Source organism: Rhizobium sp. K102, from assembly GCF_022385315.1.
GTDB lineage: Bacteria > Pseudomonadota > Alphaproteobacteria > Rhizobiales > Rhizobiaceae > Rhizobium > Rhizobium croatiense.
Genome location: NZ_CP092436.1, coordinates 1,800,985 through 1,824,069, shown reverse-complemented (window position 1 = coordinate 1,824,069; position 23,085 = coordinate 1,800,985). Strand labels below are relative to the sequence as shown.

Below are 23,085 nucleotides of genomic sequence, written 5' to 3'. Positions count from 1 at the left end.
ATATAGTTCGTAAACGAACCGCCCGCATGTTCGGATTAGCTATGCCTCGAATCTCGACGACGGGAAGCCAATTTTTTGTGTTCGGCTGTGATGGAATAGGCTGTAACCAAACCTCGCGCCGAACCGTATATCATCGATGGCGCTCAAGGTGCTCCCTCCGCAGCGTACCGGATTTGACCTTGCCGGTAGTGACAGCCCCTGTCGATTGGATTAGGACAATTGCAAAAGGCAGCGTTCGCCCGGCCCGCAGGCTTCATGCCGCTTCGCTTCGCCTGATGATTTCCGACACGTCGAGGAAGACACCGATGCCAGCTTACCGTTCCAGAACCACGAACTCACGGCCGCAACATGGCAGGCGCGCGCGGCCTTTGGCGCGCCACGGGCATGAAGGATTCGGATTTCGGCAAGCCGATCATCGCGGTGGTGAATTCCTTCACCCAGTTCGTGCCCGGCCACGTGCACCTGAAGGATCTCGGCCAGCTCGTCGCCCGCGAAATCGAGGCGGCCGGCGGTGTCGCCAAGGAATTCAACACGATCGCTGTCGACGACGGCATCGCCATGGGCCATGACGGCATGCTCTATTCGCTGCCGTCCCGCGAGCTGATCGCCGACAGCGTCGAATATATGGTCAATGCCCATTGCGCCGATGCCATGGTCTGCATTTCCAACTGCGACAAGATCACCCCCGGCATGCTGATGGCGTCGTTGCGCCTCAATATCCCCACCGTCTTCGTCTCCGGCGGTCCGATGGAAGCGGGCAAGGTCGTGCTGCACGGCAAGACCCACGCGCTCGATCTGGTCGATGCCATGGTGGCCGCAGCCGACGACAAGATCAGCGACGAGGACGTCCAGACCATCGAGCGCTCGGCCTGTCCGACCTGCGGTTCCTGCTCCGGCATGTTCACCGCCAATTCGATGAATTGCCTGACGGAAGCGCTCGGCCTGTCGCTGCCCGGCAACGGTTCGACGCTTGCCACCCATGCCGACCGCAAGCGGCTTTTCGTCGAGGCCGGCCATCTGATCGTCGATCTCGCCCGCCGTTATTACGAGCAGGACGACGTTACGGCGCTGCCGCGCACCATCGCCTCCAAGCAGGCCTTCGAGAATGCCATGGCGCTCGACATCGCCATGGGCGGTTCGACCAATACGGTCCTGCACATCCTTGCCGCCGCCCATGAAGGCGAGATCGATTTCACCATGACCGATATCGATGCGCTGTCGCGCCGCGTGCCCTGCCTGTCGAAGGTCGCGCCGGCCAAGAGCGACGTGCATATGGAAGACGTCCACCGCGCCGGCGGCATCATGTCGATCCTCGGAGAGCTCGACAAGGGCGGGCTGCTGAACCGCGATTGCCCGACCGTCCACGCCGAGACGCTGGGCGACGCCATCGACCGCTGGGACATCACCCGCACCAACAGCGACACCGTCCGTAATTTCTATCGCGCCGCTCCCGGCGGCATCCCCACCCAGGTCGCCTTCAGCCAGGAGGCACGCTGGGACGATCTCGACACGGATCGCCAGAACGGCGTCATCCGCTCGGTCGAACATCCCTTCTCGAAAGATGGCGGCCTTGCCGTGCTCAAGGGCAACCTCGCGGTCGACGGCTGCATCGTCAAGACCGCCGGCGTCGATGAATCGATCCTGAAATTCTCCGGTCCGGCACGGGTCTTCGAAAGTCAGGATGCATCGGTCAAGGCGATCCTCGCCAATGAGATCAAGGCCGGCGATGTCGTCGTCATCCGCTATGAAGGCCCGAAGGGCGGCCCCGGCATGCAGGAAATGCTCTATCCGACGAGCTATCTGAAGTCGAAGGGCCTCGGCAAGGCCTGTGCGCTGATCACCGATGGCCGCTTCTCCGGCGGCACATCAGGCCTCTCGATCGGCCATGTCTCGCCGGAAGCGGCCAATGGCGGCACGATCGGCCTGGTGCGCGAAGGCGACATGATCGACATCGACATCCCGAACCGCACCATCAGTCTGCGCGTCAGCGAAACTGAACTCGCCGCCCGCCGCGCCGAGCAGGATGGCAAGGGCTGGCATCCCACAGAAGTCCGCAAGCGCAACGTCACCACGGCGCTGAAGGCCTACGCCGCTTTCGCAACGAGCGCCGATCGCGGAGCTGTGCGCGATCTGAACGCCCGCTAATTGCTCGAATCTATCAACTGCTCTGTCGACCGGTCGCTTTCAAAGCGGCCGGTTGATGTTTTTATAGGTCTCGCCGAGCTGCTTCAGCCGCTCCTCATAGGCGGCCTTGAGGCAGGCGGCATCGGCCCCGCATTCCTGCCGTTTCTTCAGCCAGGCCGTCTGTTCGTCCTGCAATGTCCCACGTGAGCCCATGGCCAGCAGGCCGGAGAGCAGCTCGAAGGTCGTCGCCATCTTCACGTCGGCATCGTTGAGGGCGCGGCTGTCGCAGATTGTCTTTTCATCCGGCTTCAATTCTTTCGCATCGCAGTCGAAGCTTGCCGCCTGCGCCATTTCCGACGCGAAGATTGCAGCTGCAAAACCAAGGGCTACCGTCATCGCTCTCGTTGTCATCATTCAAAGTCTCCTTGCCGCCGATCAGACCAGCTTGCGCACTGCCAGAGCCAGGAAGATGATGCAGGCAAGCCAGACGACAAGGATGAAGATCAGGCCGCTCCGGCCGGAAGGGCGTTCGATGCGTCTTGCGGCTTCCTCGCGAAGCTCGTGCATCAAGTCGGGCGGAACAAGCCGCGTCGCCAGCAGGATGCCGAGCGGTACGATGACGAGATCGTCGAGATAGCCGAGCACGGGAACGAAATCCGGGATGAGATCGATCGGCGACAGGGCATAGGCCGCGACGGCGCCCGCCACGGCTTTTGCGTACCAGGGCACCCTGGCATCGCGCGCAGCAAGCCACAGGGCGACGATGTCACGCTTCAGTGACTTCGCCCAGATTTTGGCTTTTGATATCAGTTGCATGGCCGGTCTTCCTGAATCGAATTCGCAAAGGCCTCAAGCAAAATCTCCTGAAGCCCGACTGCCTTATTCTTCCATGCTTCCGCCCTCTTTCCTTTCTAGCGTCGGGCCGCAGAACAGGATGATTTTAGGCCAGTTCGACCTGAAATCTGAATGCTGTTCGCATTAAATAGTTAGAGCACGATGTCGTCCGAAAACCGCTCACACTTTTCGGCATCATGCTCTAAAACGATCCACAAGAGGATTTAAAAGGGATACCCATGCAAGGCCTGTTCAAGCGCGCCTCCGTCTCGCTACTCGCTCTTATGCTCGCTCTGCCGGCTGCGGCCAATGCGCAGACCGCAAAGACCGTGCCCGAGAGCCAGATGCAGATGCAGCTCTCTTTCGCGCCGCTCGTCAAACAGACGTCGGGCGCCGTCGTCAATGTCTATGCGGAAAAGACCGTCCGGCGGCAGTCGCCTTTTGCCGGCGACCCCTTCTTCGAGCAGTTCTTCGGCCAGCAGATGCCGAATCGCTCGGAGAAGCAGTCCTCGCTCGGTTCCGGCGTCATCGTCGAGGCAAACGGCACTGTTGTGACCAACAATCACGTTGTCGAAGGCGCCGACGACATCAAGGTTGCGCTGCCTGATGGACGCGAATTCCCCTGCAAGGTGGTGCTGCGGGACGATCGTGTCGATCTTGCCGTGCTGAAGATCGACACCAAGGAAAGTTTCCCGACATTGCCGATCGGCAATTCCGATGCGGTCGAGGTCGGCGATCTCGTGCTGGCGATCGGCAATCCTTTCGGCGTGGGCCAGACGGTGACGAGCGGTATCGTCTCCGCACTTGCCCGCAACCAGGTGGTCAGGAACGAGTTCGGCTTTTTCATCCAGACCGACGCCTCGATCAATCCCGGCAATTCCGGCGGAGCCTTGATGAATATGAAAGGCGAGCTGATCGGCATCAACACGGCGATCTTCTCGCGCGGTGGCGGCTCGAACGGCATCGGCTTCGCCATCCCTGCCAATCTGGTCAAGGTCTTCCTCGCCTCGGCCGATGCCGGCGTCAAATCCTTCGAGCGGCCCTATGTCGGCGCGAGCTTCGATGCCGTGACTTCCGAAGTCGCTGAGGCGCTGGGGCTGAACAAGGTTCGCGGCGCGCTCGTCGTCAAGGTTTCGGAAGGCGGCCCGGCCGCCAAGGCCGGGCTGAAAGCCGGCGAAATCGTCACCGCTGTCGACGGTATTTCTGTCGAACATCCGGATGCGCTGCTTTACCGGCTGACGACGGCCGGTCTCGGCAAGTCGGTCAAACTCACTGTCGTCGAGAACGGCCGCGAGGCGCAACTGCCGCTGACGCTCGATCGCGCCCCGGAAACCTCGCCGCGAGATCAGCGCACGATCGGCGGGCGCACCCCCTTTAGCGGCGCCGTCGTTGAGAACCTGTCGCCGCGTGTCGCCGACGAACTGCGCATGCCGCCGGAATCGGCAGGCGTCGTCGTATCCGACGTGAAGGAGGATTCGCCCGCCGCCCGTCTCGGTTTCGAGCCGAAGGATATCATCATTTCGATCAACGGGACCGACGTGAAGACCACCAGCGAGCTTTCCGAAATCGCCGAGAGCGACCCCGGCCTCTGGCGGGTGGAGATCGAGCGCGACGGTCAGCGCATCCGGCAATTCTTCCGATGAGCAACGATCTCTTCGCGCCGCGCGTTCCGGAAGAGGTGGCCGCCAAGCGACCGCTTGCCGACCGGTTGCGGCCGAAGACGCTTGCCGACGTCACCGGTCAGGAACATCTGACCGGTGAAGATGGTGTGCTGAAGCGAATGATCGAGAGCGGTTCGCTCGGCTCGATGATCTTCTGGGGTCCGCCCGGCACAGGCAAGACGACGGTGGCGCGGCTGTTGTCCGGCGAGGCGGGGCTGGCCTTCGAGCAGATCTCGGCGATCTTTTCCGGCGTCGCCGATCTGAAGAAGGTGTTCGAGACCGCCCGCCTGCGCCGAATGGACGGTCGCCAGACGCTGCTCTTCGTCGACGAGATCCATCGTTTCAACCGCGCCCAGCAGGACAGCTTCCTGCCTGTCATGGAGGATGGTACCGTCATCCTCGTCGGCGCCACCACCGAAAACCCGTCCTTCGAGCTCAATGCCGCTCTTTTGTCGCGCGCCCGCGTGCTGACCTTCAAGTCGCATGACGAGGAAAGTCTGGAGGAATTGCTGAAGCGCGCCGAGGCGATCGAGCAGAAGCCGCTGCCGCTGAAGGAGGAAGCGCGCGCCAGCCTGATCCGCATGGCCGACGGCGACGGCCGCGCGGTGCTGACCCTCGCCGAGGAAGTCTGGCGCGCGGCGCGCGAAGGCGAGACCTTCGATACCGAAGGCCTGACGCGCATCGTTCAGCGCCGCGCTCCGGTCTATGACAAGGCGCAGGACGGCCACTACAATCTGATCTCGGCACTGCATAAATCCGTGCGCGGCTCGGACCCCGACGCCGCCCTCTATTATCTCGCGCGCATGTTCGATGCCGGCGAGGATCCGCTCTATCTCGGCCGGCGGCTGGTGCGCATGGCGGTGGAGGATATCGGTCTTGCCGATCCGCAGGCGCTGGTGATCTGCAATGCCGCCAAGGATGCCTATGAGTATCTCGGTTCGCCGGAAGGGGAGCTGGCGCTGGCCCAGGCTTGCGTCTATCTCGCCACCGCGCCGAAATCCAATGCCGTCTACACGGCTTTCAAGGCCGCAAGCCAGGCCGCCAAGCAGAACGGCTCGCTGCTGCCGCCGAAGCACATCCTCAATGCGCCGACCAAGCTGATGAAGGGCGAGGGTTATGGCGAGGGCTACCGATACGACCATGACGAGCCGGACGCCTTTTCCGGCCAGGACTATTTTCCGGAGAAAATGGGCCGCCAGACCTTCTACGATCCGCCGGAACGCGGTTTCGAACGCGACATCCGCAAGCGGCTGGAATGGTGGGCGAAGCTTCGCAAGGAGCGCAATCCGCGCTGAGCCGTCTCAACGTCAGGAGGGCCGCGGCGTCTTCTGATTGGCTGGCGCGGCGATCACCTTGACGGCGGATTCCGCCAGCCCGTGATGACCTTCCATGTCGACGACGACATGCCAGTGGCCGCTTTCCGGAACGGCGAGCTTGACCGGCGATTTGCGCGCCACGCCGCCGACATATTTGAAATCGAGAACCTCGGTGAAGCGCTGGAAATTCGGCGCCGTCATCAGCCGCACATTGTTCACCGCATTCAACGACACCTCGACGATCGTTCCGGCGCGTTGTTCCCTGAGATCGTAATGGGTGAAGCGGAAATTCGGTTTCGGCATCGGTCTCGTGCTGTCTGAAGTCTCTGCGCCGAGATTTTACCAGCAAGCCAGTTAAAGAAAAGTTGGGATCGACCGTTCGGCCAGTCTGCGTTTTGCCGGCGCGGAACCGCGCGTGGAAAGGCTCAGAGCGCGGCGTAGACGATGTAAACTTCGACGCAGGCGAGCAGAACGCTGAAGACGATCAGCACCCAGGCGGTGAGCTTTTCACGCATCTGCCGGCCGCCGCGCCTGATCCTGCGTGGGCGGAGAGGGTGGAAGGCGGAGATATTTCGCATGGCATTTGACCTTTGCAGTGATGGCGAGAGTCTACTGCCGGCCGCGATAGGAAATCCATTCGGGGCGAGGGGCGAAAATATAGAAATGGCATAAAGGCGGTTGGCAGAAATTTCGAAACAAAGTGTCGGAAAATGATCGCCACTGCCGTCCTTGCGGTATCGATGCAAACAGGGAGCAAGGAACATGTCGAAGATGAGGCTGATATCGATGATCGCAACCGCGGCCGCATTCCTGGCCGCGCCCTATATGGCAGGCGCCGGCGCGCCTTCTATCGAAGACAAGGCAGCAGCACCGATCATCAGGAAGGGAAGCGTGCCGGTCAACGGCATCGATTATTATTATGAGATCCGCGGCGAGGGCGAACCGCTGCTGCTGCTGCACGGCGGCCTCGGCCAGATCGAGATGTTTACGCCTGTCATGCCTGTTTTCACCGATCACCGGCAGGTGATCGCCGTCGATCTCCAGGGCCATGGTCGCACGCCGCTCGGCAATCGGCCGATCGAGCTTCCGGATATCGGCGCCGATCTCGCGATCCTGGTGAAGCAGCTCGGCTACGACAAGGTCGACGTCTTCGGCTATTCCTTCGGTGGCGGGGTGGCGCTGAATATGGCAGCCAATGCGCCCGATCGCGTCCGCCGGCTGGTGATCCTCTCGGCGCCCTATGCGCAGAACGGCTTCTTCCCGGAGATGCTGCCGCAGCAGGCGGCCGTCGGCGCCGGTATGGCCGAGATGATGAAGGACACGCCGATGTTCCTCTCCTACAAGGCGGTGGCGCCCGACGTTTCCGAATTTCCGAAGCTGCTCGACGCCATGGGGGCGCTGATGCGCAAACCCATCGATTATAGCGATGCTGTCGCCAAGCTCACCATGCCTGTCATGCTGATCTACGGCGATGCCGACATGATACGTCCAGAGCACATGATCGACTTCTATCACAAGCTCGGCGGCGGTCTGCGCGACGCGGGCTGGATGCGGGAGAACATGTCGCAGAACCGGCTGGCGATCCTGCCCGATCTCACCCACTACGAGACCTTCGCCTCGCCCCTAATGGCGACCGTGGCGATGACCTTCCTCGACGGCGGCGGCAAGGCGCCGAACTGGGCCGAGCAGGTCGGAAAATAGGCGAGGCGGCCGCCCCCGCCGTCTTTCCCGCCGCCATAACAGCACCGCCGCCACACTTCCGAGACCGGAAATATGGCGGCGGCCCTCATGTCTCTCTTCAGGCTGCGCTTGTTGCGTCGCTGGGAAAATCCGTCGAGAGAGCGAGCTCCCGCCAGGCGGCCAGTTCCTTTTCGACGCTCGCATGCTGCGCCTCGATCATAGCCACCGTATCGCTTCCGAACGGCATGCGCAGCGGCGGGTTGGCCGAGTTGACCATCGTCATGATGCCGGCAGCGAGCTTGGCAGGATTGCCGGGCTGCGCATGGTTGGCGTCGGCGGCGAAATTGCGCATGTTGCCGGCCGGCGTGCCTTCGTAGTCGGCAATGGAGGCCGGGCTTACCGCCAGCGACGTGTCGGAAAGAAAGTCCGTCCGGAAGAAGCCGGGTTCGATGATCGTCACCTTGATGCCGAAGGGTTCGAGTTCGGCGGCCATCGATTCCGACAGCCCCTCGACGGCGAATTTCGTCGAGCCGTAGACACCCCAGCCGGGATAGCCGAAATAACCGCCGATCGATGAAAAGTTCAGGACATGGCCGGAGCGCTGGCGGCGCATATAGGGCAGTACGGCGCGTGTCACCTTCAGGAGACCAAAGACGTTCGTGGCATAGAGTTTTTCGATCTCTTCGGCCGTGGCCTCCTCGACAGCGCCGAGCAGCCCGTAGCCGGCATTGTTGGCGAGAACATCGATGCGGCCGAAGCGGGCGATGCCGGCAGCCGCAGCCTCTTTCGCCTGCGCCTCATTGGTTACGTCGAGGGCGACGGCAATGAGGTTCGGATGATCGCCGAACAGCTCGGTCACCGTCTTGGGGTTGCGGGCGGTGGCGATGACGCCATCGCCGGCTGCCAGCGCTTCCTTGGTCATCAGCGCGCCGAAGCCGCGGGATGCACCAGTGATGAACCAGATTTTCATGACGAATTCCTCTTGGATTGTTCGACTGTATGGGCGCCAGCATCTCTGTGCTGACGGGATGAATTTGACCGAAAATCTGCTGATGTATAAGATTTGTTATTCTCGAAACTATGATGATTGAAATTCAGCAATGCGCGCGACCGAACTCTCCGAACTTGCGGCCTTCGCGGCGGTGGCGCGGCACAAGAGCTTCCGCAAGGCGGGGGAGGAGCGGGGCGTCACTGCCTCTGCCGTCAGCCATGCCGTGCTCAATCTCGAGGAGCGGATCGGCATCCGTCTGCTCAACCGCACGACACGCAGCGTGTCGTTGACCGAAGCCGGCGAACTCCTGATCTCCCATCTCGATCCGGCCTTCGGGGAAATGGCGGCGGCGCTCGATGCGCTGAACCGTTACCGCGACACGCCCTTCGGCAAGGTGAGGATCAACGTGCCGAATTCGATCGGTCCCTTCGTCATCGGCCGCATCATTGCCCCGTTGCTCCAGCGCAATCCGAATTTGCAGCTGGAGATCAACGCGACCGACAGGCTGGTCGATATCGTCAAGGAGGGTTTCGATGCAGGCATCCGTTTCGGCGAGCGCGTCACCGAGGGCATGATCGCGCTACGCATCAAGCCCCGGATCCGCTTGGTCGTGGTCGGTTCGCCCGCCTATTTCGAGAGCCGGCCGAAACCGACGACGCCCCACGAACTCAAGGGCCATCTCTGCATCCAGAACATGTTTCCATCAGGTGCGCGTTATGCCTGGGAATTCGAGAAGGACGGCCAGACGGTGAGCTTTCAGCCGACCGGACCGCTGTCGCTCGACGATCACGAACTGATGATGCAGGCAGCGCTCGGCGGCGTAGGTCTTGCCTATATCTGGGAGCCCCGTGTCGAAAAAGCCGTTGCCGGCGGCGAGCTGATCCAGGTGCTTGACGACTGGTGCCAGCCGGAGGAACCGCTCTATCTCTACTATCCGAGCCGCCGCCACATGTCGGCGGGTTTCAGGGCGGTCATCGACGCGATCAGGGCGGAGTAAAGACGCTCAATTCCTATCCGCGCATGCTGGCGATCGTCTGAAGCGCCTCAAAATAAATCGTCAGGTCGCGGGCAGCATCCTCCGGCAGCTCTGCCGCACGGAATACCTTGCCTCCCCTCGCCTCGATGCCCCCGTCGATCATCAGGTTATCGGCCATGCCGTGATTTTCGATCGCGATGCCATCCGGTCCGCGCGGGCGTCCGCTCGCGACATCGATCTCCAGCCCCGCATACCAGATCGAACGAACACGCAGGCCATAGTCGTCGGGGTGGTTGGTATAGGCGAACACCGATTTTCCGAGCGCGAGCATGAAGCCGATCTCGTAGACCGTGCCCGGGTCGGCGCTGACGCCCCGAAAGGGCGTGATGTTGGCAAGGCAGATATCGGCCCGGCGCATGGCGTCGTCGTTGCGTGCGTAGATCTCTGCGGCCGTCCGCTTCACCGGCGTCTGGTTTTCGTCGCTGCCGGGACCGGTCGGTTCGAAACCGAACTGGCGCGCCAATCGGCGTTTTTCGGCCATGATGGGCATGGCATCGGGAAGAAAGACTTCCGGGCCGGCAAGGTAAATGGTGGTCATCGGTATCCCTTCCTATGCGAGCCGGAGCGCCGGGGCTGGGGGACCCATTTCTGACGGAAGCCTGTCGCATGGCAAGCCGTGCCGGCAGGGATTGTCGACTTTTTTTGACACGACAGCCCGATGAGCCCGCACGAGATGGCTACTGCTGCTCGCACCGCGCTGTATCGGCCTGGTGCGGGCTGGCTCAGGCTGGGCATCGGCGGCATGAAAAAGCGGAAGGTTGCGCTTGCCCCCTTTTGACTCCGCTGGACGAAGCGGCCAAAGATACCGCCATCACCAGCATCATCGGGAGAGGTTGATGAAGGGTCGGATTGTGCCAAATCGAAGAACGCCAAAGCGGCTCAAATATCTGTTTCCCGCTTTGGCCACGCTGATGCTATCGGCTTCGGCAGCGTTCGGGCAGGACGTCGGACCGCAAAGCCAGGCCTCGCGCGAGCAGGTCGAAAAACTCGTCGGCCTCTGGAAGGATCACTTTGCCGGCGCCGATAGCCTGCAGCAGCGCCGCACCGCCTTCAAGTCGATGATGGAGACGACGCCGGGGCCGACACGCATCCAGCTTCGGCAGGTCGATGCGGACGGCATCGATGCGGAACTGATGTGGCCCGCCCGCCTTCATCACCCGATCGGTGAAAGGGTGATCCTCTATATTCATGGCGGCGGCTTCTCCAGCGGCTCCATCCGCACGCACAGCCTGCTTGCCGGCTCGCTCGCCAAGGCCGCGTCCAGCGATGTTCTTCTCATCGATTATCGGCTGACGCCCGAATATACCTATCCCGCGCAGATCAACGACGCGCTGACGGCCTATCGCTGGCTTCTCGACAATGGCTATCGCAACGACAACATTGTCGTGGCGGGAGACGGCGCCGGCGGCAATATCGCGATCGAGACCATGCTGCGGCAGATGCAGGTCGGAAAGGCGCTGCCGGCGGCCGTCATTGCGCTCAGCCCCATCACCGATCTTGCCGCGACGGGCGGATCGATGACATCGAATGCCGAAAGCGATCCGCTGGTCGGCAAAGACTGGATCGAGACTTTGCGCAAGGCGTATCTCGGCCGAAAGTCTCCGACCGATCCCCAGGCATCGCCGCTATATGCCGACCTGACGGGCTTTCCGCCGCTGCTGCTGCAGGTCGGTTCCGGCGAAGTCCTGCTTGATGATACGCTGCGGCTCGCCGACAAGGCGCGCCAGGCGGGCGTCGACGTCACGACCGAGGTCTGGCCGGGCATGCCGCACCAGTGGCAGTTGTTTCCCTCGCTGCTCGACGATGCCGATCGGGCGAGCCAGAATATCGCCGAGTTTGCGATCCGGCACTTTGCCGACAAACCGCAGGAGTAGGCGCCTACGCCGTCATTGCGATGTGCCGCGCGATGGGGAAGGCGCAAGGGGCCTCTCGACCTCCCGGCCGACGCTGAGCGCCTTGCGCACATTCGGCTCCAGCCGTTCGATATAGGCGTGGTCGGGTGCGGCACCCAGCGCATCCAGCATTTTCGAGAAGAAGCACCGGGCCGCCGCCGCGGCCGTGACGTCGAAGACCTCGGCATCGCTCAGCCCGTGTTTCTTCAGCCCGTCTATATCCTGCTGCGTCACCGACGTCGCGTCGCGCGCCACCTTGGCGGCGAAGGCCATGATCGCCCGTTCGCCGGCATCGATCGGCGCCTTCTCGGTCTCGTTGACGACAGCCGTCAGCCCGTCGCTGGTAAACCCCTCGCGCAGCAGCACGGAACCGTGCGCCAGCATGCAATAAGAGGATTTCAGCTCCTTGGCCGCCGCCAGCGTCACCAGTTCATAGCGCCTGAGGCTCATATGGCCGCGAATGCTCGAAAGCAGCGCCGCCCAGCACTCCATCACCTCCGGCCTGTGGCCGAAGGCACGATACATGTTCGGCAGATAACCATAATTCGCCTCGGCCGACGCATACATCGACGTCGTCTTCTCGCTGGCGGATGCGTTGGGGGTGTGAATGAAAGCCATGGCATGGTCCTCCTCTATTGCGAGAAGGATAGGGTAGATATGCCGGACAGCAATCCTGCGCCGTCACTTCGAGCGCGAGCCGTCAGCCCTGCTTAAGAGACCTGAGTGATCGCGCAATCATTGTTCGCCGGAACGTCGCCATGTCTCTTGATCGGAAGGGAAACGGTGAACGTCGATCCACACCCTCTTGCGCTTTGCACCTCTATCGAGCCCTGGTGCAGCTCGACGATCTGCTTCACCAGGTTGAGGCCGATACCGGTTCCGGCAATCCCGGTCGAAGTGCGGGCGCGGAAATAGCGCTGGAACAGCCGGGGCACGTCTTCGGCATCGATCCCCACCCCGTCGTCGCTGACCGAAACCTTGACGTTGCCGGTCTCCTCCCATGCCGCAATGCGAATTTCGGAAGTTCCGGGTGCGTATTTGACGGCATTGGAGAGCAGATTGGTGAAGACCTGGGTCAAGCTGCGGGGATCGGCATCGATGAACTCAGGCAGCCCGTCTACGTCAAGCACGAAGCTGTGCGTCTTCGAGATCGACGACTGCCGCTCGCAGCAGCTTCGGATCAATGATCTGAGCGCGCAGGCGCCGTAACTGATATCGATCGTGCCGGTATCGAGGCGTCCGGCCGACAGGATACTCTCCATGAGATCGACGATCCGGTGTACCGATGCGCGGATCTGATCGACCTTCTCGCTGAGGAAACCGGGCTCGACCGCGCCTCCTTTTCGCAGAAGCCGCTGGGCGGCAGCGTCGATGATTGCGAGTGGGGTGCGGAACTCATGCGATGCCATCGCCACGAACTGCCGCTGCAATTCGTTGATGTTTCGTTCCTGCGCAAGCATTCGCTCCAGCTCACGCGCCTGCCGCTCGACCTCAGCCGTGCGATTGCGCACCGTAACTTCGAGCTGATCGTGGTGGCGGCGCAGCTCTTCGGCGAGCCGCACGGTCTTGGTGACGTCCTCATGGGTCGCCACATATCCACCGTTCTGCATCGGGTTGTGGGTGATCTTGACGATGCGGCCGTCGGTGAGAGCGATGTTCTGGCTGGCCGGCGCACCGAGTGCCGTCGCTTCGAAGACGACGTCAAAATAGGTGGCGGTGTCGGCCGGTCCATTTCCCTCCTGGGCCCGATAGGCCAGGATATCTGCGAGCGACGTCCCCGGTTGTGTCAGCCGATCCGGCAGATTGTACATCCGCGCGTAGGATGCGTTGCACAATATGAGCTTCTTCGTCGAATCGAACATGCACAGCCCATGCGGCATGTTGCTCAGGGCTGCGTCGAACCGGTGATGTTGCTCGGCCAGGCTGTCTTCGACGCGAACGAGCGTCGAGATGTCTTCGTAGCTCAGGATCCAGCTTCCCTCTCTCGAGGGCGCGCAAGTCAGCGAGATCATCCGCCCGTCGGGCAATGCAAACTGCGAGGGGTGCGGTTTGCCGGTCGGCGAACGCGAACACGCCGCTGCATGACAGTCCAAGGGACCCGGCAATCCGTCGATATCCATTCCCTTCCGGAGTGCGCCCTCCGGAAGGCCGAGAATTTCCAGCGCGCGGGAATTGAAGGCCGTGACCCTATTGGCAGAATCAAGCAGAACGATGCCCTGCGGCAGGTTTTCCAGAATGGATTCGAACGAATGCGGCATCATCCGGCCCTGCTTCAGATCTGGCGCGTTGCGCGCATCCGTAGCATTCGTCAGAAACAATAAAGTTTCGCTAATGTCCGTCGATGGGAGCTCCTCGACGGAAACTCAGCCGAGTTTGGCCAGTTGTTCCTCAAGAAGATCGAGGCTGTCCTCTCCCACCTCATTGACGTCGCTCGGCATCGGCTCGCCGGTCTCTTGATAAGCAAGCCAGGCGACGTACATGACTGCCGTCGTGAGCGCATTCCAGCCGCCTTCGCTGGGCTTTCCGGCCGCCTCGGAGAGCCGGCGGAGCGTCCCGCGCTCATCGTCGCTGTAGACAAGATCGGAGACGGATCGGCCGGTCAGGCCTTCGCCACCGCCCCAGGCGCGGATTGCCGCCAGCGCGGCCTCGGCTTCCGGCGCGTGGGGTTCGGTGCGCCTGATTTGCGCCACCAGAGAAGCGGCGACGGCTGTCAGGTGCCGGGCTTGTTCGCGGGGCGGCAGAGCGGTCAGTTCGGCGCGCAATGTCATGTCTTGGTGCTCTCCTCCGCTGATCGCGGTCACAGTGATTGTCTCGACAGCATAGGGGAGGAGCTCCGAATCTTCCACCACCTTACCGGCCGGAGATGTCCACAGGTGCCTGCCAATCGCGACTGGAATTTAGATCGTTCCAATTTGTGAGCCGAGATGTCTGTGGCGAATAAAGCTAAATTTTCGATAGAAATAAATAATTTTATAGCGAACCTCTAAATTTTTCTTGACAGAATTGGAACGTTCCAAATAATTATCCTATCGGTCGAGGTCGTGGTCGGAGAGGGAAATGACAAAGGCGCGGGTAACCGTCATTGACATCGCGAAGGCCGCCGGCGTCTCCAAGTCGACGGTGTCGCTGGTGCTGCAGGGTTCATCCCTGGTCAACGAGGCGACGCGCGCCAAGGTCAATGCCGTGATGCGGGATCTCGGCTACGTCTATAATCGCGGCGCAGCCAATCTTCGCCAGGCCGGTGCCAAATCGCGGATCATCGGAGTGGTTGTGAACGACCTGACGAACAGCTTCTTTGCGGAGCTGGCGGTTGGCGTCGATATGGTCGTCCAGTCGGCCGGCTTCGTGCAGTTCCTGTCGAACACCGGCGAGAGCATCGACAGGCAGCGTGAGGTTGTCGCATCGATGCGTGAGCACGGTATTTCCGGCCTCATCGTCTCGCCGGCCCGCGCCACCGATGCCGCCGACTTCAAGCCGCTCGTTGCGGCCGGAATTCCTGTCGTGGTCGTCGTTCGAAACCTGCCCGGCGCCAAAGTCTCGTCCATCGTCTCCGACAACCGGGCCGGCATGGTCTCTGCGGTCAAGCATCTGGCCGGGCTCGGTCACAAGCGCATCGCCTTTCTCGGCGGCTTTCCCGACACCGCCGTCTTCGACGATAGGCTTGCCGGTTACCGAAATGGCTTGGAGGCGGCCGGGCTCGATTATCACGAAGAACTCGTCATCTCGTCGGCGCCGTCGCGGGCCGGCGGGGTGGAGGCGATCGGAAAGGCGAACGCGCTCGGCCGTCGGCCGACCGCAGCCGTCTGCTTCAACGATGCCGTGGCCTTCGGTGTTTGCGACGGATTGCGCGCGCGCCGTCTGGAGCCCGGCGCCGACTTCGCCGTGGTGGGATTCGACGACGTCATCGAGGCTCAGGCGGCGGTTCCGGCGCTGACGACGGTCTCGGTCGACCCGCAGGGCATCGGGCGCCGCGGCGCGCAAATGCTGCTCAAGCAGATCAATGCCGGCAAGGCCGAGGCCGAGACGGTGACGACAGCCGTTCGGCTGGTCGTTCGCGAGAGCTGCGGCGCCGGCAAGACCGCGCCGGCAAGGGCCGGCAAGAGCGTAAAATCGAAACAGGACGCTGAGCAATGCCCATGAAGAAGCATCTCACCCCAGCCGAAGCGGCCGCGCTCATCCCGGATGGCGCCGTCGTCACGGTATCGTCTTCGAGCGGTCTCGGTTGCCCGGACCTCATGCTGAAGGCGATTGGCGAGCATTTCGAGACGACCGGCCATCCCTTGGGAATCACGACCCTTCATCCGATCGCTGCCGGCGATATGAGCGGCATCAAGGGCGTCGATTACATCGCCAGGAAAGGCCTGCTCAAGTGCATCATCGGCGGCTCCTATCCATCCGGGCCGTCATCGTCCGAGCCGCCACTGATCTGGCAGATGATCACCAACAACGAGATCCCAGCCTATAACATTCCCTCCGGCATCCTGTTCGACATCCATCGCGAAGCCGCCGCCAAGCGGCCGGGCGTCCTGACCAAGGTCGGCGTCGACACTTTCGTCGATCCTCGGCGTCAGGGCTGTGCGATGAACGAGCTGGCTTCGCAACAGCAGGTCGTCAAGCGCGTCAGCTTCGAGGGCGACGACTGGCTGTTCTTCCCCTCGATCGTCCCTCAGGTCGCCATCATCCGCGCCACCACCGCCGATGAGCGCGGCAACCTGACATACGAACATGAAGGCGCCTATCTCGGCGGCCTCGATCAGGCGCTTGCCGCCCGCAACAATGGCGGCATCGTCATCGCCCAGGTCAAGCGGATTACCAAGGAAGGCTCGCTGAGGCCGCATGACGTCCGGGTGCCGGGAATGCTGGTCGACTATGTCGTCGTCGATCCGGATCAGAAGCAGACGACGCAGACGTTGTACGATCCGGCGATATCCGGTGAGATCTTCCGCCCGCTCGATAGCTTCAGCGTTCCGGAATTCAATGTTCAGAAGGTCATCGCGCGCCGCGTCGCCCAGGAACTGCAGGCGGGAAGCTGCGTCAATCTCGGCTTCGGCATCTCGGCCAACGTGCCGCGCATTCTGCTGGAAGAAGGGCTCCACGGCGCCGTCACCTGGGTCATCGAGCAAGGCGCGGTCGGTGGGGTGCCGCTGCTCGACTTCGCCTTCGGCTGTGCCTCCAATGCCGACGCCTACATGCCGTCTCCCTATCAGTTCACCTATTTCCAGGGCGCGGGCTTCGACGCGTCGCTGCTGTCCTTCCTCGAGATCGGCAAGGACGGGTCGGTCAATGTCTCCAAACTTTCCTTCCGGCCGCATGTGACGGCCGGCGCCGGCGGCTTCGTCGACATTACCGCACGGGCGAAGAAGATCGTCTTCTCCGGCATGTTCAACGCCGGGGCGAAGCTGTCGATCGCCGATGGGGCTCTCGTCATCGAAAGGGAGGGCAAGCTGAAGAAACTGGTCAAGGAGGTCGAACACGTCACCTTCAGCGGCAGGCGGGCGATCGAGCAGGGGCAGGATATCATCTATGTCACGGAGCGGTGCGTGATGAGGCTGACGCCTGAAGGCATCGTCCTCACCGAGATCGCGCCCGGCGTCGATCTTCAGTCTCAGATCCTCGATCAGTCCGAATTTCCGCTGATGGTCGCGCCCGACCTGAAGGTCATGGATGCGGCACTCTTCCGCGAAGCAGGCATCGGCTTGTCGCTTCCTGCCAAACGGGCACGGACACTGGAGGGCGCCATCCATGGCTAGCGGAACAGTCAGGATCGATATCGACGGACATGTCGCGACCTTGACGATTTCACGTCCGGAGAAGCTGAACGCGCTCGATCTCGATATGCTGAAAGCCCTGGCGGACGCGGCCGACGCGGTGGAGGCGAACCCGGATGTGCGCGCTGCCGTTCTGACGGGTGAAGGAAAGGGTTTTTCCGCCGGAGGCGATATCAAAGCCTGGGGCGGAATGCTGCCGCAGGAGTTCGGCCATGCCTGGGTCCGGCACGGTCACCGTATCTTCGAAAGACTGGCGACGCTCCGGGTGCCGCTGGTCGCGGCGCTGAACGGCCACGCCCTCGGAGGCGGGCTCGAACTGGCGGGCGTTGCCGATATTCGCATCGCCGAGGAACACATCAAGATCGGCCTGCCGGAGACCGGCCTCGGAATGGTGCCGGGCTGGTCCGGCACCCAACGTCTCGTGCGCAGGTTCGGTGCGCAGGCCGTCCGTCGCATGGCGCTGGGCGGCGAGATCTTCACCGCCGAGGAAGCCCGCCTGCTCGGTATCGTCGACGCGGTGGTTCCGACAGGAAACTCGGTCGCCGCTGCCAGGCAATATGCCGGGCGGATTGCGGCGCGGGGACCGGCGGCCCTCGAGATCGCCAAGTTGATGATCGCATCGGCGAACGGCGAAGACAACGGAACCGCGGTCGAAGCCCTGGGCTCGATCCTCGCGGCGAAAACCGGCGATCTGAAAGAGGGCGTCGCATCATTCAGCGAGAAGCGCCCGGCAACGTTCAAGGGAGAATGGTAATGACGGTCCTCGTCAACCCGACTGCGCTCAGCGACCACAAGGCGCGCGATTTCAAGATGCTGATCGACGGCAAATGGGAAGCCGGCGCCTTCGATCCAATTGAGCGCGTCGCGCCAAGCCATGGTGTCGTGGTCAGTCGCTTTCCAGCCGGCAGCAGGACCGACGCCGAGCGCGCCATCGCTGCCGCGCGCAAGGCCTTCGACGAGGGGCCGTGGCCGCGCATGACCGCGTCCGAACGGTCCGCCATCCTGCTCAAGGCGGCCGATCTGATCGCCGCGCGGGCGGAAGAACTGGCGTTTCTCGACGCCATCGAGGCGGGTAAGCCGATCACCCAGGTGCGGGGAGAAATTGCCGGCTCGGTCGACATCTGGCGTTATGCGGCGGCTCTCGCACGCGATCTCCATGGTGAAAGCTACAACACACTCGGCGACGGCACGCTCGGCGTCGTCCTGCGCGAGGCGATCGGCGTTGTCTCGATCATCACGCCGTGGAACTTTCCGTTCCTGATCGTCGGCCAGAAGCTGCCCTTCGCGCTCGCCGCAGGCTGCACCACCGTCGTCAAGCCCTCGGAGCTGACATCCGGATCGACGCTCGTCTTGGGCGAAATCCTGCAGGAGGCGGGCGTTCCGGATGGCGTCGTCAACATTGTCACCGGCACGGGACCTGAGGTCGGTGCGGTCATGACCTCCCACCCTGATGTCGACATGGTTTCCTTCACCGGCTCGACCGGTGTCGGAAAACTGACGATGTCGAATGCGGCGCAGACGCTGAAGAAGGTCTCGCTGGAACTCGGCGGCAAGAACCCGCAAATCGTTTTCCCCGATGCCGACCTCGACGCCTTCGTCGATGCCGCGGTCTTCGGCGCCTATTTCAATGCCGGCGAGTGCTGCAATGCCGGCTCGCGGCTGATCCTGCATAAGTCGATCGCCTCCGACGTCGTCAGACGCGTCGCCGAACTGGCAAAGGGCGTGAAGGTCGGCGATCCCCTTGATCCCTCGACGCAGGTCGGCGCGATCATCACGCCGCAGCATCTGGAGAAGATCTCAGGCTATGTCAGCGGTGCCAGGAGCAGCGGCGCCCGCGTCGCCCATGGCGGCGAGACGCTCGACCTCGGCATGGGGCAGTTCATGTCGCCGACGATCCTCGAAGCGGTCACGCCCGATATGGCGGTGGCCCGCGAGGAAGTCTTCGGTCCTGTTCTGTCGGTTCTGACTTTCGAAACAACAGCCGAAGCGATCAGGATCGCGAATTCGATCGACTACGGCCTGTCGGCCGGTGTCTGGAGCCGCGATTTCGACACCTGCCTGACGATCGGCCGGTCGGTGAGGGCGGGCACGGTGTGGATGAACACCTTCATGGACGGCGCCTCGGAACTGCCCTTCGGCGGCTACAAGCAGAGCGGTCTCGGCCGTGAGCTCGGCCGCCATGCGGTCGAAGACTATACCGAGACCAAGACGCTCAACATGCATATCGGCAAGCGCACCGGCTGGTGGATACCGCAGACGGAAAAGCTGGTCTGACGCATCGGCCCCAAAATCGGAACCGATTTTCGGAAAGCACGATGCGTCGATTTAAAGTGTTACAGCGTCCTTTGCGCGCCTGAAAGGCGCGCGGCGCTGTAAACGGCAAAGCAACTACGCCCGGGGAGGGCGGGTAATTGATGCGGGAATGGTCCCGCATCTTTCAAGAAGGAACTGGGAGGTTCTTCGATGAATAGGTTTTTGACCACGACGGCCGTGATCGCATTGGCTCTGGCCGGCGCGCATGTCGCGGCCCGCGCCGCCGACGTCAAGGAAGTGCAGATGCTGCACTGGTGGACATCCGGCGGCGAGGCGGCGGCGTTGAACGTGTTGAAGGAGGATCTGTCGAAGGAAGGTTTTGCCTGGAAGGACGTGCCGGTTGCCGGCGGCGGCGGTGATGCGGCGATGACGGCGCTGAAGGCAATGGTGGCGGCCGGCACCTATCCGACCGCCTCGCAGATGCTGGGTTACACCGTGCTCGATTATGCCGAGGCCGGCGTCATGGGCGACCTGACGGAGACGGCCAAGAAGGAAGGCTGGGACAAGTCGGTGCCGGCGGCCCTGCAGAAGTTCTCCGTCTATGACGGCAAGTGGGTCGCAGCCCCCGTCAACGTCCATTCGGTCAACTGGCTATGGATCAACAAGGCGGTGATGGACAAGATCGGCGGCACTGAGCCGAAGACCTTCGACGACCTGATCGCCCTGCTCGACAAGGCCAAAGCTGCCGGTGTCATCCCCTTGGCGCTCGGCGGCCAGAACTGGCAGGAAGCGACGATGTTCGATTCCATCGTGCTGTCGACCGGCGGCCCGGAATTCTACAAGAAAGCCTTCAACGACCTCGACGAGGAGTCGCTGAAGTCGGAGACGATGAAGAAGTCCTTCGACAACCTGGCGAAGATCATCCAATACGTCGATCCGAACTTCTCCGGCCGCGACTGGAACCTGGCGACCGCCATGGTCATCAAGGGTGATGCGCTGGTGCAGGTGATGGGCGACTGGGCCAAGGGCGAATTCGTCGCCGCCAAGAAGACGCCGGATACCGACTTCCTCTGCTACCGCTTCCCCGGCACCGACGGCAGCGTCATCTACAACTCCGACATGTTCGGCATGTTCAACGTCCCCGACGACCGCAAGGCGGCGCAGGTGGCGCTGGCAACCGCGACGCTGTCGAAGAGCTTCCAGTCGGCCTTCAACGTCGTCAAGGGTTCGGTGCCGGCCCGTACCGACGTTCCCGACACCGACTTCGACGCCTGCGGCAAGAAGGGCATCGCCGACCTGAAGGCCGCCAATGAGGGCGGCACGCTGTTCGGCTCGCTGGCCCAGGGTTATGGCGCCCCGCCGGCGATCGCCAATGCCTATAAGGACGTCGTCTCGAAGTTCGTCCATGGCCAGATCAAGAGCTCCGACGAAGCCGTCAAGCAACTCGTCCAGGCGATCGACGACGCCCGCTGAGAGCGCTGAGATCTGTCGATGAATATGCTTCCCCGTCTCTTGGGCCGGGGAAGCTTCAGGCTCCGCAGCGATAAATGCCGAGCCGATCCTGCGGGAAGGGAGATGATATCCATGAGCACTGTTGCCACCACCGATCCGGTTCTGACCCCCGGGCAAGCGACGCCGATCTCGCTGCGGGGCCGGCTGCAGGATGCGCTGCCGAAGATCGTGCTGGCGCCGAGCTTCGTCATCACCCTGGTCTTCGTCTACGGCTTCATCGTCTGGACGGCCTATCTGTCGTTCACCAATTCCAAGACCTTTCCGTCCTATGCGCTGACCGGGCCACGCGCCTATCAGCGGCTGTGGCGCTGGACCTTCGAGAGCGACCCGCCGTCCTCCTGGTATACCTCGATCACCAACATGGCGATCTTCGGCTTCCTTTATGTCGGCATCTGCCTGGCGCTTGGCCTGCTGCTCGCCATCCTGCTCGACCAGAAGATCCGCGGCGAGGGGCTGCTCAGGCCGATCTTCCTCTATCCGATGGCGCTCTCCTTCATCGTCACCGGGGTGGCCTGGAAATGGTTCCTCGACCCCGGCCTCGGGCTGGAGCAGACGCTGCACCACTTCGGCTGGACGAGCTTCCACTTCGACTGGATCAAGAACAAGGACTTCGTCATCTACACCGTCGTCATCGCCGGTGTCTGGCAGGCCTCCGGCTTCGTCATGGCGATGTTTCTGGCCGGCTTGCGCGGCATCGACGGCGAGATCATGAAGGCGGCGCAGATCGACGGCGCCTCGCCCTTCCAGCTCTATCGCCGCATCGTCATTCCGCTGTTGCGGCCGATCTTCCTCTCCGCCTTCATCGTGCTCGCCCATATGGCGATCAAGTCCTACGACCTGGTGGTGGCGCTGACCTCGGGCGGGCCGGGCGGCTCGGCCTGGCTGCCGTCCAACTTCATGTATGAATATACCTTCAAGCGCAACGAGATGGCCGTCGGCTCGGCCAGCGCCATCATCATGCTGATGACCATCTCGGCGATCATCGTTCCCTATCTCTATTCCGAACTGAAGGAGAAGGCCCGATGAGCAGCGTCACCTCTCCAACCCAGACCCTGGCGGCAACCTCGACCGCAACGCTCTCGCAGAGCGGCGACAACAGCGACAAGAGCAGCAACAACACCCGCTGGATCGGCCGGCTGGTCATCTACGGCCTGCTGGTGATCTTCGCCATCCTCTACCTGATGCCGCTCTTCGTCATGCTCGTGACCTCGTTCAAGACGATGGACGAGATCCAGGGCGGCAACATGCTGGCGCTGCCTGAGGCCCCGACCTTCGATCCCTGGGTCAAGGCCTGGGGCGAGACCTGCGTCGGCCTGACCTGCGCCGGCATCAAGGGCTACTTCTGGAACTCGATCAAGATGGTGGTGCCGGCCGTGGCCATCTCCACCATCATGGGGGCGCTCAATGGTTATGTCCTGACCAAATGGCGCTTTCCCGGCCACACGCTGGTGTTCGGGCTGATGCTGTTTGCCTGCTTCATCCCGTTCCAGTCGGTGCTACTCCCGATGGCGACCATCCTCGGCTCGCTCGGCCGCTTCGGCGTCACCCTGCAGAACGCCACCGGTTGGAACTTCGGCTTCGGCAATTCGACGGTCAACCTGGTCTTCGTCCATGTCGTCTATGGCCTCGGCTTCACGACGCTGTTCTTCCGCAACTTCTACGAGGCCTTTCCGACCGAGCTGGTCCGCGCCGCCCAGGTCGACGGCGCCAGCTTCTTCCAGATCTTCCGCCGCATCATGCTGCCGAACTCGCTGCCGATCATCGTCGTCACCGTCATCTACCAGTTCACCAATATCTGGAACGACTTCCTGTTTGCCTCGGCCTATGCCGGCACCGGTGACTCCATGCCGATGACGGTGGCGCTCAACAATGTCGTCAACACCTCGACCGGGGTGGTCGAATACAATGTCAACATGGCGGCGGCGATGATCGCGGCCGTTCCGACGCTCATCGTCTACATCCTCGCCGGCCGCTACTTCGTGCGCGGTCTGATGGCGGGCGCAGTCAAAGGGTAAGTC

General features: G+C 62.4%; 21 protein-coding genes and 1 pseudogene. 13 read left to right on the top strand and 9 right to left on the bottom strand.

What is annotated here, in order from left to right:
• Window positions 1-305 precede the first annotated feature (305 nt).
• A pseudogene (gene ilvD, locus MHI61_RS14940) lies at window positions 306-2,145 on the top strand (dihydroxy-acid dehydratase).
• A 39-nt stretch (window positions 2,146-2,184) separates the two neighbouring features.
• Here the strand turns inward: ilvD and MHI61_RS14935 are convergent.
• Both MHI61_RS14935 and MHI61_RS14930 read right to left on the bottom strand, forming a co-directional pair.
• A complete protein-coding gene (locus MHI61_RS14935) occupies window positions 2,185-2,538 on the bottom strand; it encodes a lysozyme inhibitor LprI family protein (protein WP_222144455.1) in 354 nt (117 codons plus the stop codon).
• Between the two features lie 21 nt (window positions 2,539-2,559).
• The gene (locus tag MHI61_RS14930) at window positions 2,560-2,940 is read right to left on the bottom strand and encodes a DUF1232 domain-containing protein (protein WP_239792567.1); all 381 of its coding nucleotides are present in this window, start codon (window positions 2,938-2,940) and stop codon (window positions 2,560-2,562) included.
• A gap of 257 nt (window positions 2,941-3,197) precedes the next feature.
• Here MHI61_RS14930 and MHI61_RS14925 point away from each other — a divergent pair, with 257 nt between their 5' ends.
• Entirely contained in the window at window positions 3,198-4,601 is a 1,404-nt protein-coding gene (locus MHI61_RS14925) for a DegQ family serine endoprotease (RefSeq protein ID WP_097584717.1), read from the top strand.
• Window positions 4,598-5,914, top strand: coding sequence for a replication-associated recombination protein A (locus MHI61_RS14920; RefSeq protein ID WP_222138383.1), 1,317 nt, complete (start codon window positions 4,598-4,600; stop codon window positions 5,912-5,914). Before MHI61_RS14925 ends, MHI61_RS14920 begins: the two co-directional genes overlap by 4 nt.
• A gap of 12 nt (window positions 5,915-5,926) precedes the next feature.
• Here the strand turns inward: MHI61_RS14920 and MHI61_RS14915 are convergent, their stop codons facing one another.
• Both MHI61_RS14915 and MHI61_RS14910 read right to left on the bottom strand, forming a co-directional pair.
• Complete coding sequence (locus MHI61_RS14915) at window positions 5,927-6,238, bottom strand: DUF1883 domain-containing protein (RefSeq protein WP_097584721.1); 312 nt, start codon at window positions 6,236-6,238, stop codon at window positions 5,927-5,929.
• Between the two features lie 122 nt (window positions 6,239-6,360).
• Window positions 6,361-6,513 (bottom strand): hypothetical protein, encoded by a 153-nt coding sequence (locus MHI61_RS14910; protein WP_239792566.1) that lies wholly within the window; start codon window positions 6,511-6,513, stop codon window positions 6,361-6,363.
• Window positions 6,514-6,697: 184 nt separating this feature from the next.
• Between MHI61_RS14910 and MHI61_RS14905 the strand changes: the two genes are divergently transcribed.
• Window positions 6,698-7,636, top strand: a complete 939-nt coding sequence (locus MHI61_RS14905) for an alpha/beta fold hydrolase (protein WP_239792565.1) — start codon at window positions 6,698-6,700, stop codon at window positions 7,634-7,636.
• 97 nt (window positions 7,637-7,733) lie between these two features.
• Here MHI61_RS14905 and MHI61_RS14900 read toward each other — a convergent pair whose 3' ends face one another.
• A complete protein-coding gene (locus MHI61_RS14900; RefSeq protein WP_239792564.1) occupies window positions 7,734-8,585 on the bottom strand; it encodes an oxidoreductase in 852 nt (283 codons plus the stop codon).
• Between the two features lie 130 nt (window positions 8,586-8,715).
• On the opposite strand from MHI61_RS14900, the gene MHI61_RS14895 reads away from it, so the two are divergent.
• Window positions 8,716-9,603 carry a LysR family transcriptional regulator gene (locus MHI61_RS14895; protein WP_239792563.1) on the top strand — a complete coding sequence of 296 codons (888 nt, stop codon included), beginning with the start codon at window positions 8,716-8,718 and terminating at the stop codon, window positions 9,601-9,603.
• 13 nt (window positions 9,604-9,616) lie between these two features.
• Here the strand turns inward: MHI61_RS14895 and MHI61_RS14890 are convergent, their stop codons facing one another.
• The gene (locus MHI61_RS14890; protein WP_239792562.1) at window positions 9,617-10,180 is read right to left on the bottom strand and encodes a nucleoside 2-deoxyribosyltransferase; all 564 of its coding nucleotides are present in this window, start codon (window positions 10,178-10,180) and stop codon (window positions 9,617-9,619) included.
• A gap of 361 nt (window positions 10,181-10,541) precedes the next feature.
• Here MHI61_RS14890 and MHI61_RS14885 point away from each other — a divergent pair, with 361 nt between their 5' ends.
• A complete protein-coding gene (locus MHI61_RS14885; protein WP_239792843.1) occupies window positions 10,542-11,516 on the top strand; it encodes an alpha/beta hydrolase in 975 nt (324 codons plus the stop codon).
• Window positions 11,517-11,528: 12 nt separating this feature from the next.
• On the opposite strand, the gene MHI61_RS14880 is transcribed toward MHI61_RS14885, so the two are convergent.
• The 3 genes from MHI61_RS14880 to MHI61_RS14870 form a co-directional block, all read right to left on the bottom strand.
• Window positions 11,529-12,152 carry a peroxidase gene (locus MHI61_RS14880; protein WP_239792561.1) on the bottom strand — a complete coding sequence of 208 codons (624 nt, stop codon included), beginning with the start codon at window positions 12,150-12,152 and terminating at the stop codon, window positions 11,529-11,531.
• A 92-nt stretch (window positions 12,153-12,244) separates the two neighbouring features.
• Window positions 12,245-13,795 carry a PAS-domain containing protein gene (locus MHI61_RS14875; RefSeq protein WP_239792560.1) on the bottom strand — a complete coding sequence of 517 codons (1,551 nt, stop codon included), beginning with the start codon at window positions 13,793-13,795 and terminating at the stop codon, window positions 12,245-12,247.
• Window positions 13,796-13,897: 102 nt separating this feature from the next.
• Window positions 13,898-14,302, bottom strand: a complete 405-nt coding sequence (locus MHI61_RS14870; RefSeq protein ID WP_239792559.1) for an Imm6 family immunity protein — start codon at window positions 14,300-14,302, stop codon at window positions 13,898-13,900.
• Window positions 14,303-14,591: 289 nt separating this feature from the next.
• Between MHI61_RS14870 and MHI61_RS14865 the strand changes: the two genes are divergently transcribed.
• The 7 genes from MHI61_RS14865 to MHI61_RS14835 all read left to right on the top strand — a co-directional run bounded on the left by MHI61_RS14865 (window position 14,592) and on the right by MHI61_RS14835 (window position 23,082).
• Window positions 14,592-15,674 (top strand): LacI family DNA-binding transcriptional regulator, encoded by a 1,083-nt coding sequence (locus tag MHI61_RS14865; protein ID WP_239792558.1) that lies wholly within the window; start codon window positions 14,592-14,594, stop codon window positions 15,672-15,674.
• Window positions 15,671-17,284, top strand: a complete 1,614-nt coding sequence (locus MHI61_RS14860; RefSeq protein WP_239792842.1) for an acyl CoA:acetate/3-ketoacid CoA transferase — start codon at window positions 15,671-15,673, stop codon at window positions 17,282-17,284. Before MHI61_RS14865 ends, MHI61_RS14860 begins: the two co-directional genes overlap by 4 nt.
• Window positions 17,277-18,056: an enoyl-CoA hydratase/isomerase family protein gene (locus MHI61_RS14855; RefSeq protein ID WP_239792557.1), complete on the top strand. Its 780-nt coding sequence runs from the start codon at window positions 17,277-17,279 to the stop codon at window positions 18,054-18,056. The genes MHI61_RS14860 and MHI61_RS14855 overlap by 8 nt, the downstream gene beginning before the upstream one ends.
• The gene (locus MHI61_RS14850) at window positions 18,056-19,576 is read left to right on the top strand and encodes an aldehyde dehydrogenase family protein (RefSeq protein ID WP_239792556.1); all 1,521 of its coding nucleotides are present in this window, start codon (window positions 18,056-18,058) and stop codon (window positions 19,574-19,576) included. The genes MHI61_RS14855 and MHI61_RS14850 overlap by 1 nt, the downstream gene beginning before the upstream one ends.
• A 189-nt stretch (window positions 19,577-19,765) precedes the next feature.
• Window positions 19,766-21,028, top strand: coding sequence for an ABC transporter substrate-binding protein (locus MHI61_RS14845; protein WP_239792555.1), 1,263 nt, complete (start codon window positions 19,766-19,768; stop codon window positions 21,026-21,028).
• Window positions 21,029-21,139: 111 nt separating this feature from the next.
• Window positions 21,140-22,093 (top strand): sugar ABC transporter permease, encoded by a 954-nt coding sequence (locus MHI61_RS14840; RefSeq protein WP_097583436.1) that lies wholly within the window; start codon window positions 21,140-21,142, stop codon window positions 22,091-22,093.
• Window positions 22,090-23,082 carry a carbohydrate ABC transporter permease gene (locus tag MHI61_RS14835; RefSeq protein WP_239791112.1) on the top strand — a complete coding sequence of 331 codons (993 nt, stop codon included), beginning with the start codon at window positions 22,090-22,092 and terminating at the stop codon, window positions 23,080-23,082. Before MHI61_RS14840 ends, MHI61_RS14835 begins: the two co-directional genes overlap by 4 nt.
• Window positions 23,083-23,085 lie beyond the last annotated feature (3 nt).

What these genes read in the sequence shown, in the direction of transcription:
- MHI61_RS14895 (WP_239792563.1), top strand. Translation starts at nt 8,716, where the DNA reads ATGCGCGCGACCGAACTCTCCGAACTTGCGGCCTTCGCGGCGGTGGCG.
- MHI61_RS14915 (WP_097584721.1), bottom strand. Translation starts at nt 6,238, where the DNA reads ATGCCGAAACCGAATTTCCGCTTCACCCATTACGATCTCAGGGAACAA.
- MHI61_RS14910 (WP_239792566.1), bottom strand. Translation starts at nt 6,513, where the DNA reads ATGCGAAATATCTCCGCCTTCCACCCTCTCCGCCCACGCAGGATCAGG.
- MHI61_RS14845 (WP_239792555.1), top strand. Translation starts at nt 19,766, where the DNA reads ATGAATAGGTTTTTGACCACGACGGCCGTGATCGCATTGGCTCTGGCC.
- MHI61_RS14930 (WP_239792567.1), bottom strand. Translation starts at nt 2,940, where the DNA reads ATGCAACTGATATCAAAAGCCAAAATCTGGGCGAAGTCACTGAAGCGT.
- MHI61_RS14935 (WP_222144455.1), bottom strand. Translation starts at nt 2,538, where the DNA reads ATGATGACAACGAGAGCGATGACGGTAGCCCTTGGTTTTGCAGCTGCA.
- MHI61_RS14905 (WP_239792565.1), top strand. Translation starts at nt 6,698, where the DNA reads ATGTCGAAGATGAGGCTGATATCGATGATCGCAACCGCGGCCGCATTC.
- MHI61_RS14875 (WP_239792560.1), bottom strand. Translation starts at nt 13,795, where the DNA reads ATGATGCCGCATTCGTTCGAATCCATTCTGGAAAACCTGCCGCAGGGC.
- MHI61_RS14870 (WP_239792559.1), bottom strand. Translation starts at nt 14,302, where the DNA reads ATGACATTGCGCGCCGAACTGACCGCTCTGCCGCCCCGCGAACAAGCC.
- MHI61_RS14835 (WP_239791112.1), top strand. Translation starts at nt 22,090, where the DNA reads ATGAGCAGCGTCACCTCTCCAACCCAGACCCTGGCGGCAACCTCGACC.
- MHI61_RS14855 (WP_239792557.1), top strand. Translation starts at nt 17,277, where the DNA reads ATGGCTAGCGGAACAGTCAGGATCGATATCGACGGACATGTCGCGACC.
- MHI61_RS14850 (WP_239792556.1), top strand. Translation starts at nt 18,056, where the DNA reads ATGACGGTCCTCGTCAACCCGACTGCGCTCAGCGACCACAAGGCGCGC.
- MHI61_RS14900 (WP_239792564.1), bottom strand. Translation starts at nt 8,585, where the DNA reads ATGAAAATCTGGTTCATCACTGGTGCATCCCGCGGCTTCGGCGCGCTG.
- MHI61_RS14865 (WP_239792558.1), top strand. Translation starts at nt 14,592, where the DNA reads ATGACAAAGGCGCGGGTAACCGTCATTGACATCGCGAAGGCCGCCGGC.
- MHI61_RS14925 (WP_097584717.1), top strand. Translation starts at nt 3,198, where the DNA reads ATGCAAGGCCTGTTCAAGCGCGCCTCCGTCTCGCTACTCGCTCTTATG.
- MHI61_RS14890 (WP_239792562.1), bottom strand. Translation starts at nt 10,180, where the DNA reads ATGACCACCATTTACCTTGCCGGCCCGGAAGTCTTTCTTCCCGATGCC.
- MHI61_RS14920 (WP_222138383.1), top strand. Translation starts at nt 4,598, where the DNA reads ATGAGCAACGATCTCTTCGCGCCGCGCGTTCCGGAAGAGGTGGCCGCC.
- MHI61_RS14840 (WP_097583436.1), top strand. Translation starts at nt 21,140, where the DNA reads ATGAGCACTGTTGCCACCACCGATCCGGTTCTGACCCCCGGGCAAGCG.
- MHI61_RS14860 (WP_239792842.1), top strand. Translation starts at nt 15,671, where the DNA reads ATGAAGAAGCATCTCACCCCAGCCGAAGCGGCCGCGCTCATCCCGGAT.
- MHI61_RS14880 (WP_239792561.1), bottom strand. Translation starts at nt 12,152, where the DNA reads ATGGCTTTCATTCACACCCCCAACGCATCCGCCAGCGAGAAGACGACG.